The organism is Paenibacillus sp. RC334 (assembly GCF_030034735.1).
GTDB lineage: Bacteria > Bacillota > Bacilli > Paenibacillales > Paenibacillaceae > Paenibacillus > Paenibacillus terrae_A.
Map to the genome: position 1 here is coordinate 1,931,133 of NZ_CP125370.1, position 13,204 is coordinate 1,944,336.

The 13,204-nt window shown below is 47.2% G+C and carries 13 protein-coding genes; 7 read left to right on the plus strand and 6 right to left on the minus strand.

Going from position 1 to position 13,204, the window contains the following annotated elements:
• The first annotated feature begins 206 nt into the window (after positions 1 to 206).
• The 4 genes from QMK20_RS09105 (at position 207) to QMK20_RS09120 (ending at position 4,954) form a co-directional block, all read left to right on the plus strand.
• Positions 207 to 1,013 carry a DUF92 domain-containing protein gene (locus QMK20_RS09105; RefSeq protein WP_283655462.1) on the plus strand — a complete coding sequence of 269 codons (807 nt, stop codon included), beginning with the start codon at positions 207 to 209 and terminating at the stop codon, positions 1,011 to 1,013.
• Between the two features lie 17 nt (positions 1,014 to 1,030).
• A complete protein-coding gene (locus tag QMK20_RS09110) occupies positions 1,031 to 1,615 on the plus strand; it encodes a TetR/AcrR family transcriptional regulator (RefSeq protein WP_283655463.1) in 585 nt (194 codons plus the stop codon).
• Between the two features lie 120 nt (positions 1,616 to 1,735).
• Complete coding sequence (locus QMK20_RS09115; RefSeq protein WP_283655464.1) at positions 1,736 to 3,682, plus strand: ABC-F family ATP-binding cassette domain-containing protein; 1,947 nt, start codon at positions 1,736 to 1,738, stop codon at positions 3,680 to 3,682.
• 282 nt (positions 3,683 to 3,964) lie between these two features.
• Positions 3,965 to 4,954, plus strand: a complete 990-nt coding sequence (locus QMK20_RS09120; RefSeq protein ID WP_283655465.1) for an aldo/keto reductase family protein — start codon at positions 3,965 to 3,967, stop codon at positions 4,952 to 4,954.
• A 20-nt stretch (positions 4,955 to 4,974) separates the two neighbouring features.
• Here QMK20_RS09120 and QMK20_RS09125 read toward each other — a convergent pair whose 3' ends face one another.
• The 6 genes from QMK20_RS09125 to QMK20_RS09150 all read right to left on the minus strand — a co-directional run bounded on the left by QMK20_RS09125 (position 4,975) and on the right by QMK20_RS09150 (position 9,903).
• Positions 4,975 to 5,874 (minus strand): LysR substrate-binding domain-containing protein, encoded by a 900-nt coding sequence (locus tag QMK20_RS09125; RefSeq protein WP_283655466.1) that lies wholly within the window; start codon positions 5,872 to 5,874, stop codon positions 4,975 to 4,977.
• 72 nt (positions 5,875 to 5,946) lie between these two features.
• A complete protein-coding gene (locus QMK20_RS09130) occupies positions 5,947 to 6,984 on the minus strand; it encodes a M42 family metallopeptidase (RefSeq protein WP_283655467.1) in 1,038 nt (345 codons plus the stop codon).
• A 14-nt stretch (positions 6,985 to 6,998) separates the two neighbouring features.
• Positions 6,999 to 7,421 (minus strand): LapA family protein, encoded by a 423-nt coding sequence (locus QMK20_RS09135; RefSeq protein ID WP_283655468.1) that lies wholly within the window; start codon positions 7,419 to 7,421, stop codon positions 6,999 to 7,001.
• Between the two features lie 56 nt (positions 7,422 to 7,477).
• Positions 7,478 to 9,274 carry an oligoendopeptidase F gene (pepF, locus tag QMK20_RS09140; RefSeq protein ID WP_283655469.1) on the minus strand — a complete coding sequence of 599 codons (1,797 nt, stop codon included), beginning with the start codon at positions 9,272 to 9,274 and terminating at the stop codon, positions 7,478 to 7,480.
• Positions 9,275 to 9,473: 199 nt separating this feature from the next.
• Positions 9,474 to 9,662: a hypothetical protein gene (locus tag QMK20_RS09145; protein ID WP_025686450.1), complete on the minus strand. Its 189-nt coding sequence runs from the start codon at positions 9,660 to 9,662 to the stop codon at positions 9,474 to 9,476.
• Positions 9,663 to 9,669: 7 nt separating this feature from the next.
• Positions 9,670 to 9,903 carry a hypothetical protein gene (locus QMK20_RS09150; RefSeq protein WP_044646374.1) on the minus strand — a complete coding sequence of 78 codons (234 nt, stop codon included), beginning with the start codon at positions 9,901 to 9,903 and terminating at the stop codon, positions 9,670 to 9,672.
• Positions 9,904 to 10,076: 173 nt separating this feature from the next.
• On the opposite strand from QMK20_RS09150, the gene QMK20_RS09155 reads away from it, so the two are divergent.
• From QMK20_RS09155 to QMK20_RS09165, 3 genes are all read left to right on the plus strand, one after another.
• Positions 10,077 to 10,274, plus strand: a complete 198-nt coding sequence (locus QMK20_RS09155; protein ID WP_010348936.1) for a cold shock domain-containing protein — start codon at positions 10,077 to 10,079, stop codon at positions 10,272 to 10,274.
• Positions 10,275 to 10,481: 207 nt separating this feature from the next.
• Positions 10,482 to 11,897, plus strand: coding sequence for an MATE family efflux transporter (locus QMK20_RS09160; protein ID WP_283655470.1), 1,416 nt, complete (start codon positions 10,482 to 10,484; stop codon positions 11,895 to 11,897).
• Positions 11,898 to 12,122: 225 nt separating this feature from the next.
• The gene (locus QMK20_RS09165) at positions 12,123 to 13,202 is read left to right on the plus strand and encodes a tetraprenyl-beta-curcumene synthase family protein (protein WP_283655471.1); all 1,080 of its coding nucleotides are present in this window, start codon (positions 12,123 to 12,125) and stop codon (positions 13,200 to 13,202) included.
• Positions 13,203 to 13,204 lie beyond the last annotated feature (2 nt).

Below are 13,204 nucleotides of genomic sequence, written 5' to 3' on the forward strand. Positions count from 1 at the left end.
GTGTGATTGCATCAATTAAGTTGGTTAAAAAGGGAGTTCTCTTGGTAGTTGGGCAGTATGGGGGGATTTCCGCAGGCAAGAATGTAAGGGCCGTGTCCTGTGCCATAGCATGGGACACGGTTTTTATATAAGTGTAGAGCGTTGTACAATAAATTACGAACTGAAAAATGAAAAACGAGAGATTCATTTCAAAGTGGGGGTATATCATGGATTGGATCATCGGATTGCTTGGCGCTGCAGTAGTGGCGGGAGCTGCTTTTTATAAAAAATCCTTAACCTTATCGGGCTTTGCGGCGGCTGTGCTGATGGGAACCGTGTATTATGGTGCAGGTAACCTGTTTTGGTTCGGGACCTTGCTCCTGTTCTTCATTACATCGACCTTGCTGTCGAGGTTCAAAAAGGAGCGCAAGGCAGAGCTTGAAAAATCGTATGCCAAAACCGGAAATCGGGATGCTGGTCAGGTATGGGCCAACGGGGGATTAGGTATGCTGTTATGCCTGTGCTATGCGATCTGGCCTCATGTTGCCTGGCAGTTGGCTTTTGTTGGCGTCATGGCTACAGTCACGTCGGATACGTGGGCAACGGAATTTGGCAGCCTGAGCCGCAAGCCGCCTCGCTCGATACTGAATGGCAAGGTGCTGGCACCCGGAACCTCGGGAGGTGTATCTGTTCTAGGGACAGCTGCGGCCTTGGCTGGGGGAGTTCTGATTGGAATAGGAGCATGGGTCTTTGGACACGCCATAGGAATGCCAGGCTTGCCGCTATGGCTGTGGGCACTGATCGGCGGAATATCTGGTAGTGCGGGGGCCTTCGCCGATTCCTATCTCGGTGCTACGGTGCAAATGATGCGTTCCTGCACGGTTTGCGGCCGGGAAGTAGAGGTAGACTCGCACTGTGGACAACCGACGGTCTATGTGCGGGGCTGGCGTTGGATGAGCAATGATAGAGTGAATAGCATCAGTTCGATTTTCGGGGGGCTGGTCGCTCTGGCAGGCATTCTGTTTATACTCTAGTACAGGGAGGTGCGAAGATGGGCGGTATACATGGAGATAAATATGAGGCCATTTTGGACGCCGCTTACACAGTCTTCGGCACCAAAGGCTTTTATGAAAGCAAGATTTCCGAGATTGCAGAACAGGCGGGCGTCGCCAAAGGCACGGTATATTTGTACTTCAAAAGCAAAGAACAGCTGTTTACAGCGGTCACGCGCAGAGATTGCGAGCAATACCTGGCTGAAATGCAGGGCGCATTGGCTAACCGCGCTTTGGAGGAGGGACTGCTGCGAATGGCAAATCTGCACTTACATTACTACTACAAGCGCAAGCAGCATACCAAGTTGTTTTTTATGACCCCGAACAATGACCCTGATTTAATGGAGTTTATGCGCGGATTTATTCAGGATTATACCGATATGGTCAAAAACAAACTGGCTTTGGAGGGTGTGCAGCAGCCTGAGCTTCATGCGAAGGCTTTCATTGGCATGATGGAGCGCCTCAAAATGGACATTTTACTGGATAAAGATTTCTGTGAATGCGATGTGGATCAGACGGCTGAATTTGCGACTAACTTGTTTATGTACGGCTGTGAAGCCGGCAGCGGGATACGCAGATCGTGATATTGTAAAGCTAGAAACCGTACTGACTTCGTTCAGATCACGGTTTTTTTAATCATTTGGTGTGACTGTGTTAAAATAAACAAGATGCATCACAAAATAGGGGAAGAGTAGGGAATCCGTATGAATATTATGGCCGTTGAACATATAACGAAAAGCTATGGCGAAAAAATGCTGTTTGAGGATGCTTCCTTTGGCATGGATGAGCGTGACAAAATAGGAGTGGTCGGTGTGAACGGCACTGGGAAATCGACGTTTTTACGTGTGATTTCCGGCTTGGAGCCACTGGATGATGGTAATATTGCGGTCAACAACGGTGTACGCATTCAATATTTGGCGCAAAATCCGGAGTTTGACCCCGAGGTGAAGGTACTCCAACATATTTTCCACGGCAACCAGCCGGAAATGAAGGCGGTGCGCGAATATACGGAAACGATGGAGATGCTGGAGCTGAATCCGGGCAGCGAGGAGCTTCAAAACCGCCTGTTGCGGGCAAGCCAGCAAATGGATACGCTCCAGGCATGGCAGTTGGAGAGTGAGGCCAAAAACATACTGACCCGGCTGGGTATTACGCAGTTTGAGGCACGTATGGGAGTGCTCTCTGGTGGACAGCGTAAACGTGTTGCTTTGGCAGCAGCTTTGATCCAGCCCTGTGAGCTACTCATTCTGGATGAGCCTACCAACCATATTGATAATGAGTCGGTTGAATGGCTAGAGCAGTATTTGCAGAAAAGACGCGGCGCGTTGCTGATGATTACGCATGATCGCTATTTTCTGGATAGAGTGGCAACTGTCATGCTGGAGCTGGATCATGGTCGACTTTTCCGCTATGAGGCCAACTATACCCGTTTTCTGGAGCTAAAGGCGGAACGTGAGGAACGGGAAGCATCTTCGGAGCAAAAACGGCAAAACCTGTTGCGCAATGAGCTAGCCTGGATTCGCCGGGGGGCAAAAGCCCGTTCGACCAAGCAGAAAGCGCGTATTGAACGATTTGAACAGCTTAAGGATCAGCAGCCGGAAGCCCGTTCCGGGTCTGTAGACATGTCGGTAGCCTCGACGCGTCTTGGTAAAAAAATACTGGAGCTGGATCACCTGTCCAAATCGGTAGGTTCCCGTAAGCTGATTCAGGATTTGAGCTATATCGCTGTGCCCGGTGACCGGGTCGGGATTGTGGGTCCCAATGGTAGCGGAAAATCGACTCTGCTCCAAATGATTGCACAGCGCGTAGAACCGGATTCAGGCAGTGTGATTGTGGGACCGACCGTGAAGCTCGGTTATTTTACCCAGGAGCATCAGGAAATGAACGAATCGCTGCGTGTCATCGAATACATTAAGGAAGAAGCCGAAGTGATCCGGACAGCAGATGGTTCGGCTATTACAGCCGCGCAAATGCTGGAGCGTTTTCTGTTTGCGCCAAGCTCGCAATGGACGGTCATTTCCCGGTTATCAGGGGGCGAGAAACGGCGCTTGTACCTGCTTCGTGTGCTGATGTCCGCACCGAATGTACTGTTACTGGATGAACCAACGAATGATCTGGATATTCAGACTCTATCCGTGCTGGAAGACTATCTGGATGAATTTCCGGGTGTTGTTTTTATCGTTTCTCATGACCGGTATTTCCTGGACCGGACAGTAGACAAGGTACTGGCATTCGAAGGAGAAGGACAGGTACGTGTGCATGTGGGCGATTACAGCGAGTATGCAGAATGGATCAGTAAAAATGCTCAATCCGCTTTGAATCCGCCTGTCCCCGCGGGTACTTCTTTTGCTCAGTCTTCCACGTCTAAGTCTGCGGATGCTTCGGATTCAGTTAAGGAGACTAGCAAAACCAGGCTTAAATTCACCTTTAAGGAACAGCGGGAATATGAGCAAATTGACGAATTGATCGAACAGGCTGAGGAGAAGTTGGCTAGCATCCAGCGACAGATGGAAGAGTCTTTCAATGATTCCGCACGACTACAAGAGCTTATGGCTGAGCAAACAAAGGCCGAACAGCATTTGGAGCATCAAATGGAGCGCTGGACCTATCTGAACGAGCTGGCCGAGCAAATTGAACAAAGCAAATCTTAAAATACGAAACAAGTATATTGCGTGAATCGTTTTTCCGTCGTTACTTAAACAAGCAAGTCTCCGTTAAGCACTGGAGACTTGTTTTTTCGTATTTATTCCAGTACATCGGTCGTGGAAACAACTCATGTCCTGACTTGGAAACTCGAAGCTACCTATCATTATGCAAATGTATTGAATGAATTAATTAATATGTTTTTCGTATTAATAATCAGTTTATTATATATTTCTAATATTAAAATTTGCTTGCTATAATCAAATTTATATGGAAGGGAGGCATTCAAAATGGAATATCGTAAACTTGGAAAAAGCGGCTTGAGGGTAAGCGAGATAGCATTGGGGAACTGGATAACCCACGGTGCACAAGTGGATGACACCACGGCGAAAGCATGTGTCCATGCTGCATTAGATTCAGGAATCACAACGTTTGATACCGCTGATGTTTATTCAGAAACGATGGCGGAAACGGTTTTAGGTCATTCTTTAAAGGGAATACGACGTGAAAGTATTGAACTATGCACAAAGGTTTTTCATCCAACAGGTACCGGACAGAATGATAAAGGGCTATCCCGCAAGCACATTATGGAGGCCTGCCATGCTTCTCTTCGACGCTTGCAGACGGATTATATTGATGTTTATTATGCACATCGTTTTGATCCAACCGTATCACTAGAAGAGACATTTTTGGCATTATCCGATTTGGTTCGTCAGGGGAAGGTTTTGTATGTAGGGGTGAGCGAGTGGACAGCAGACCAGATAAAGCAAGGAGCGGATTTAGCGAGAGAACTAAAGGTCCCCTTCGTGGCAAGTCAACCCCAATATTCCATGCTCTGGCGTATTATTGAAGCTGAAGTGATTCCCGCTTGTGAGCAGGAAGGAATTGGACAGGTCGTTTGGTCGCCTCTGGCACAGGGTATTCTTTCTGGGAAATATGCAGTAGACAAGCCGCTTCCCGAGGGTTCACGTGCTTCTACGACAGCAGGTTCACCATTTTTCGAACGCTTGGCCGGGCAATGGTTACGTAAAGAGGTCCTTCAGGCAGTGGAGCTGATCCGGCCGATTGCACAGGAAAATGGTTTGACGCTACCACAGCTTGCAATAGCATGGGTTTTACAAAACCCGCAAGTGTCCTCAGCTATTATCGGTGCTTCCAAGCCAGAGCAGGTGAAGGAGAATGTAAAAGCTGCGGGTGTCCGTCTCGAAGGGGAGGTTATGAGACAAATTGACAGTATTTTAAACGGCGTTGTTGAACTTGATCCGAGTAAAACGGGTTAAGATTAGGCGCTGATGGTAGTTTACATGCCTAATTGCTCACTACAAGCTGTTTCTTCAACCACCTCCAGAAAACGAGTCAGAACAGCGTCATTTGCATCTGTTTTCCATGCAGCGTAAAGTGGGACGGACGGAGAATCTTCGCGAAAAGAACGAAATACGACATCACTGCGTTGGAAAACAGAAACGGAAGAGGGAACAATGGATATGCCTATACCAGCAGCTACCAAGTTAACGATTGTATACATTTGAACGGCTTCCTGTACGATTTGGGGCTGGAAGCCGTGTTGTCTGCAAAAGTCTAATATGAGGTCATGAAAAGACGCTCCCATATGAGGTGGAGACAAGATAAAAGATTCTTCCGCTAAAGAACGTAAAGACAAGGTTAAGTGGTGGGCTAGCGGGTGTGTTGCGGGAAGTACGGCGATGAGTGATTCGTTGGTGTAGAGTTGAGAGGTGATATGTATAGATGGATCTGCCCAGCGCAGGAAGCCCACATGAACTTTGCCGTCGTGTATGGCTTTCAGTTGTTGGGCAGATGTCATTTCAAACAACGTAAGCTTCACGTCTGGAAAACGCTCCCGGAATTTCTTTAAGGCGTTAACCATCAGACTGCCAGATGCCGAATCAACAAAAGCGATGGATAAATGTCCGAATTTCCCCTGACTTGCAAGCTGTGTCATTTTAATGGATTTTTCCAATTGAGAAACCATGTTTCTGGATTCTTCTAAAAAGATGGCTCCTGCGGACGTAAGTCGAACTTGCCTTTTGGTTCGTTCCAAAAGTTTCACGCCAAGCTCTTCCTCAAGGCTTTGGATTTGTTGGCTCAAGGGGGGCTGGGTGATATTCAGTTTTTTTGCAGCACGATTAAAATGTAGTTCTTCTGCGACTGCGATAAAGTAACGTAGTTTCTTCAGATCCATAGTTGTGATTTCCTTTCGCCAAGCCTTCGCCGACCTATTCTCAGTGGAACAGGTCGGTCGTCATTGTTCGGATTAAACCGTCACATAAGCGGCAAGCAGACGAGCAGTGTTCACCACAGCCTGCTTGTGCGTACGCTCCATCGCATGGGAGGCGTGTACGCCAGGGCCGATCAGCGCAGCACGGATATTGTTACCTGCTTTCAGCGCAGCCGAAGCGTCAGAACCATAGTGCGGATAAATATCAACCTCATACGGGATATTCAGCTCCTTGGCCAGCTCAATCAGACGAGTCGTCATGTCATAATCATAAGGTCCGGAAGAATCCTTGGCACAAATGGATACATCCGTCTCCTTGCAGCTCAGATCCTCGCCTATGCAACCCATATCGACGGCAATCATCTCGCTGACCCCTTCAGGGATGTAAGCAGCTCCGTGACCGACTTCCTCATAGTTGGAGATGAGCAGCTTAACAGTATGACGGGGCTTCCAGTTTTCGCGTACAGCGGATTCCAATAAACCAAACAGCGCAGCTACGCTGGCTTTATCATCCAGATGCCGCGACTTGATAAAGCCGCTGGGTGTCACGACCGGACGGGCGTCAAACGAAATAAAATCGCCTACCGCAATGCCGAGCTGGAGCACATCTTCTTTGGACTCGACAAGCTCGTCGATCCGCACCTCCATATGGCTTTCCTTGCGTTCAAAGCTGCGTGCATCATCATAGACATGCACAGACGGATGGCTCGACAAAATCGTGCCTGTATACGTTTGTCCGCTTCTGGTATGAATAAGGCAGTATTCGTTCTCGATGCTGTTCATCATGAAACCGCCGACAGATGTCAGCCGCAAGGTGCCGTGACTGGTAATCGAGCGTATCATTGCGCCTAATGTATCCACATGCGCGCTCAGCGCAACTGTACGGTCTTTTTCATGGCCCTCCAGGGTCAAGATGGCACCGCCTTTGGCGTTCCATTCTATGGGCATCCCAAGGCTTGCGGCTTCCTTACGGATCAGTTCCATCACATGATGTGTGTAACCGCTGGGACTGGGGGTGTTCAATAGTTGATTCAGAAAGGTCATTATATAATTCTCATTCAGGTGAATCATCATGTTGTTGCTCCTCCTCATTTGGACAACCGGTCAGGGTCAGAGAACGTTTGCTCTGTAACCTTGTCGGATGTAGACACCGCGCTGGACGAACCCGTCGTGCCATAGGCCGTATCCGCATATGCTTCCACAACGGGTGTGTGCTCTTCTTGCAGTGTATGAAGCTGGGTGGTCAGACGTTTGATTTCTCTCTGAAGCTTATATTGACGGAAAATACCGAAGGAACCGACGATAAGCCCTCCAAGAAGAGTGCAGCCGAGAATAAGTAAAATCAAAGGAACGTTGACCGTACGAAATAGTAGATTTACTTGGACCGATTTCACGTTAATGACAGCGAATACAGCCGTTAACAAAGCAATAACAAGAGCTGCAATCAAAGACCATTGTGTTTTCAAAATGCCACCTCCTTCCGCTACATTATAAAATCCCTTGCCCGTCATGGACAAGGGATTTATCCGAGCATCGTTTCAATGCCAGATTCTAATCGTGTATGGTTTTACTTTCCGGCGGTCAGCTTTTCCATTTCCGTAATAACTTCCTCGAATACGCTCATTGCTTCGCGAATCGGTTGCGGAGAGGACATATCCACGCCGGCCTTCTTCAAAATATTAATCGAATAATCGCTACCGCCGCTCTTCAGGAATCCTAAATAACGGTCAACGGCTGGCTGGCCTTCTTCCAGAATCTGTTTCGAGAAGCTGGTTGCCGCAGAGAAGCCGGTAGCATATTTGTAGACATAAAAGCTGTTATAAAAATGGGGGATACGCGCCCATTCCATTTCAATGTCTTTGTCTACTTTCATGCCAGAGCCGTGATATTTCACATTCAGATCATAATAAATCTCTGATAGAAGCTGCGGTGTAAGGGACTCTCCCTGTTCTGCCCGCTCATGTACGATTTTCTCAAACTCCGCAAACATCGTTTGACGGAATACCGTCGTGCGGAATTGGTCTGCATAGTAGGTAAGGAGGTACATTTTCTCTTTTGGATCGGTGGACTTTTTCAGCAAGTAGCCCATCAGCAACGCTTCATTCGTTGTCGATGCTACTTCAGCCAGGAAAATGGTGTACTGGGCATCCCGATACTTCAACGCATTATCCGAGTAATACGAATGCAGCGCGTGTCCCATCTCATGAGCGAGTGTAAACATGCTGTTCAGGTTATCTTTATGGTTCAGCAGCACATAAGGGTGAGTGCCGTAAGCACCCCAGCTATATGCACCTGTACGTTTATTTTCATTTTCGTACACATCAATCCAGCGATCATCGTAGCCTTTTTGCAACGAAGCCAGGTAGTCCTTGCCCAGCGGCTTTAGACCTTCCTTCGTTTGCTTTTTAGCATCTTCAAACGAAATGTCGAGCTTGTATTCGTCCACAAGCGGAGCGAACAGGTCATACATATGAAGCTCATCCACACCCAGCAGCTTTTTACGCAGCTTGATATAACGGTGCAGCAAAGGCAAGCTTTCGTGAATGGTGTCAATCAGATTGGTATACACTTCTTTTGGGATATTGTCACCGTATAACGACATTTCCAGTACAGAAGGGTATTTGCGAATATTAGAATAAAAAACATTTTTGTTCACATTGGCACTCAGTGTGGAAGCAATCGTATTTTTATTTTTGGCATACGTATCATAGACCGCTTTAAAAGCACGCTCACGAACTTCCCGGTGCGGACTTTCGAGAAATTGAATATAGCTGCCATGTGTTAGCTCAACCTCTTTGCCGTTTTCATCCTTGATTTTAGGGAATTTCATATCGGCATTGTTCAGCATACCGAAAATGGTTTGCGGTGCTTGAGCCAGGTTACCGACCTGTGCGAGCAGGGCTTCTTCCGACTTACCCAAAATATGCGCTTTCTCCCGTTTCATTTCCTGGAGCGTAAAGCGATAATCTGCCAGCTTCGGATCTTCAATCAAGGCATCGAGCTGATTGTCGGGCAGCGCCAAAATTTCAGGTGTCACGAAAGACAGGGCTTCACTGACCTCAACGCCTAATTTTTTGGCTTTTTGCGAAAGGCCCTGATATGTAGGTTCAGCGGTATCCTCGTCATGATGTAGATGGGCGTACACGTATACGCGCTCGGTTTTGAGCGATAGTTCATCTTCCAGCTTAAAGCAATTGACAATCACTTCGGCTGAATTCAGCTTGCCCTGGAATTGTGCAGCCTTTTTGGCTAGTTGTTTAACTTCTTCGTACTCTTGATCCCATGCTTTGCGGTCTGGAAACAGATCTTCTAGCTTCCAGGTATTTTCCGCAGGCGCATCTGCGCGTTTTACGATTTCACTCATGGAGAGCCTCCTCTGATCGAACGAAATGTGGGGTGGGGCTGCGGCGGTACGGGGCGGCTGCCAAAACGAAGAAACCGCCACGCTGACCGTGAGCAGCAGAGCAAGAGGTTTTGTGGCATGCATGTAACGGCATATCCTCCTTATACCATGGCTTGTTATGCCATAGTATGACCTCCTGCGCCCAAAAGTATAATTTTCTTTACCTTGGGTCGGAACCTATATTTAATAAGCTGTATACAATAAGATAAAAGGCAAAGCAAACCATGATTACGGCAGTGAGGGCCATCCACTTTTTGAGAGGAGCCGGTAACGTATCACGTTTCATGATCAGCACTCCGCCCAGCGTAAAGGCCAGAATAATGAAGATGAGAAAGCTATTGGATACCATGAATGCGCTATACCTGTTTGAAAGCGTTCATGATCTGCTGCCACTCTTCCTCGTTATCTTGAAAGGACTGCTTGGGAAACCGATTTTGAGCCCAATGCATCAGCGCCGGACGGCTCAAAAACGTGTGGGCTTCTTCGCCCCAGTCATCGGATATTTCCCGTAGAACAATGTAACGGCCCTGCACCTCGACAGTCATCATGTTCCAATTGTCTTTTTTGTATATTTCGTGTTTTTTCATCATATGCATGTCTCCGATTTTAAAGATGTTTTGGTTCATGATACCGCAGTTTCCGCCGCAAAAGCAAATCATTCCAGCCTGCAAAAGCCCTCAAAACATCAATTGCATTGTGAAAAAGCATGAAGTATAATATGGATATTCGCCATAGATGGCGGTATTTTTAGGAGGTTGTTCACTTGAAAGGTACAGTAAAATGGTTTAACGCAGAAAAAGGTTATGGCTTCATCCAAGTGGATGGTGGCGAGGACGTATTCGTACATTTCTCCGCAATCCAAGGCGACGGCTTTAAGACTTTGGAAGAAGGTCAAGCGGTTGAATTCGAAATCACTGAAGGTAACCGTGGGCCCCAAGCAGCTAACGTAAATAAACTGTAAGTGTAACTGAATTGTAAGAAATGTTCCGTTTATGCGGATGTCTTATATATTACGGTTAAACGATGAATTGAGAGCGCAGTTCCTTAAAATTTAAGGGACTGCGCTTTTTTGCGTAAAAAAGTTTATGATATGAGAAAGCTGAACTGGAATAGGGTATTATACCGTAATGGAAACAAAACATTCGTTATTATTGAAGGAGTTGATAAGATGAGCGCAGCAGAGGCGAGTCGTAAACCTTCTTTGACCGAAGGTCCAATTGCCAAAACACTGTTTTTATTCTCCTTGCCGATGCTGTTCGGAAACGTGATACAGTCGCTGAATGGAACGATCAATTCGATCTGGGTCGGCAAGTTTCTGGGCGAGGCTGCATTGACCGCCGCTTCCAACGGAAACATTATTATGTTTTTTCTCATCAGCGCCATCTTTGGTGTCACCATGGCTGCCACTATCATGATCGGACAGAAGATTGGTGCGGGAGATGTCGCTGAAACCAAGCGTATAGTAGGCACAAGTGCAGTCTTTTTTCTTGTACTTGCTCTGGCTGTAGGCATTATTGGATTTTTTGGATCTCCCTGGATTCTTCGTGTGCTGAACACACCTGCTGAATCTGTGGATATGGCAATCACATATACGCGTATTATTTTTGCGGGCATGCCTTTTTTGTACGGTTATAACTATATTATGACCGTGATGAGAGGGGCGGGGGATTCCAAAACACCATTTTACTTTCTACTCGTTTCTGTCGTACTGGATGTGCTGCTCAATCCGCTGTTAATATTTGGATGGGGACCTATACCCGCGATGGGCATCGGGGGTTCCGCAGCGGCTACACTGATCGCTCAAGGGGTCAGCTTTGTGCTGATTCTCATTTATCTTTACCGTGTAAAATACTTTTTGCGTATTACATCTTCAGAGCTTCATTTGCTGAGATTCGATTGGGAAATTATTGGGACCTTAATCCGTAAGGGAGTGCCTATGGGTCTGCAAATGATTGCTGTCTCCTCCAGTGCAATTGCGTTGATGAACTTGATTAACGGATACGGGACAGTGGCGGCTGCGGCTTATACTGCAGCAAATAACTTGTCCAGCTATGTGCAGATGCCAGCCATGGCGCTGGGTGCTGCTGTGTCTTCCTTTGCGGCACAAAATATCGGGGCTGGGCGTTGGGATCGGGTGCGCAAGATCACATGGATTGGAATTGTGTACAATTTTGTACTGACTGGTGGATTAGTAGTATTGATTTACATCTTCAACCGGGAGGCCTTGCTGATGTTCCTTCCTTCTAGCGGCGGCGCTTTGGAACTGGGGATGCGGATTAATCTGATTACGTTGTGGTCTTTTGTCATATTCGGTATTACAAATGTCATTACAGGGGTTGTGCGATCTACGGGTTCCGTAGTCGTGCCACTTTTAATTACCATCATTTCATTATGGGGCATTCGTATTCCTATGGCCTATGCGTTCGTCGATGAATATGGTCTGGATGCTGTATGGTGGAGCTTTCCTGTCGGTTTTGCCATCTCAGCAGTAGCGGTCATTTTCTATTATGCTTTTGGAAAATGGAAGCAGGCCAGCATGGGGGATGCCTTTCAAGGCTTGAAGCCCGTAGAGGATGAGGGATAGGCAGGGCTTTTAACCTATTTTGAATCAGGGTAAATTTTGTTTAATTTCAATTTTTGTGCATTTGATCATGACAGGTATAAAGATTTTTTTTGAAAATGGCTCATTTTTCTTAAATATTAAAGAAAAAGTGAGGTTGTTCATTTGTGCTAAAAGGACGATCATATTATAATGAGTATGGTTTGGATAGGTATAATTACGTAGACAACAATGTGGAGGCACCGTCATTTGAGTTATGTTGAGCAAGGACGTTATCAAGTTCCGAGAGGCCCCATAGGTCTAATGAGCCGAATGTACAAGCACATTCTCCCTGAAACGAAGCAGGAATTGGGAAATTGGAAACACAAGGCTAAACAGATTCCGGATCCCGAGCTGAGAAGTCAGGCACTTGCAAGCATAGCAGAAAAGACGTTTCACTGTGTAGGCGGGGCGGTTTATGCCGCAGGGAATATGTCTGCCCGGCAGACGTTAATTCCGCTTATTGTGGCGTACCAGACGATTAGCGATTATCTGGACAACCTGTGTGATCGCAGCACGTCCATGGACCCGGATGATTTCAGGCTGTTGCATCAGTCTATGCTGGATGCGGTCAACCCGGCAGCCAAGCCAGTTAATTATTACGCTTTGCGTCGTGAGCAGGAGGATGGCGGTTATTTGACCGGGCTGGTGACAACCTGTCAGTCTTGTGTAAGCAGGCTTCCGGGCTATGAGGCGGCAATGCCTTACGTTCAGGATCTGGCGGGATTATACACGGATTTGCAAGTTTACAAGCACATTAAACCCGAATTGCGCGAACAAGCGCTATTGGATTGGTGGTCGGTTCATAAGGGCCGTACACCGGAGCTGCGCTGGAACGAATTTGCTGCGGCTACCGGTTCAACCCTGGGGGTCTTTATGCTGTTTCTTGCTGCCAGCGACCGGCATCTCACGGATGCGGGGGCTGCCTCAATACATGCATCGTATTTTCCACATGTGTGCAGTCTTCATATTTTGCTGGATTATCTAATCGATCAAGACGAAGACCGGAAGGGCGGAGATCTTAACTTCTGCAATTACTATGAAGATGCCGACATGATGCTGGACCGGATCGCCTACGTTGTGAATCGGGCGCGGGTTGATATTGCAGATGTCCCTGCCAGCTCCTTTCACCGGATGATTATCGAGGGATTGCTGGCGTTATATTTATCCGACCCCAAAGTTAGCGAGCAGCAGGAAGTGCGCGCGGTTTCGAAACGTTTAATGAAAAACAGTCCGCTCATGCGTTTGTTTTTCTTATTAAACAGTCGATGGATAAGAAGGCTTTTATGAAC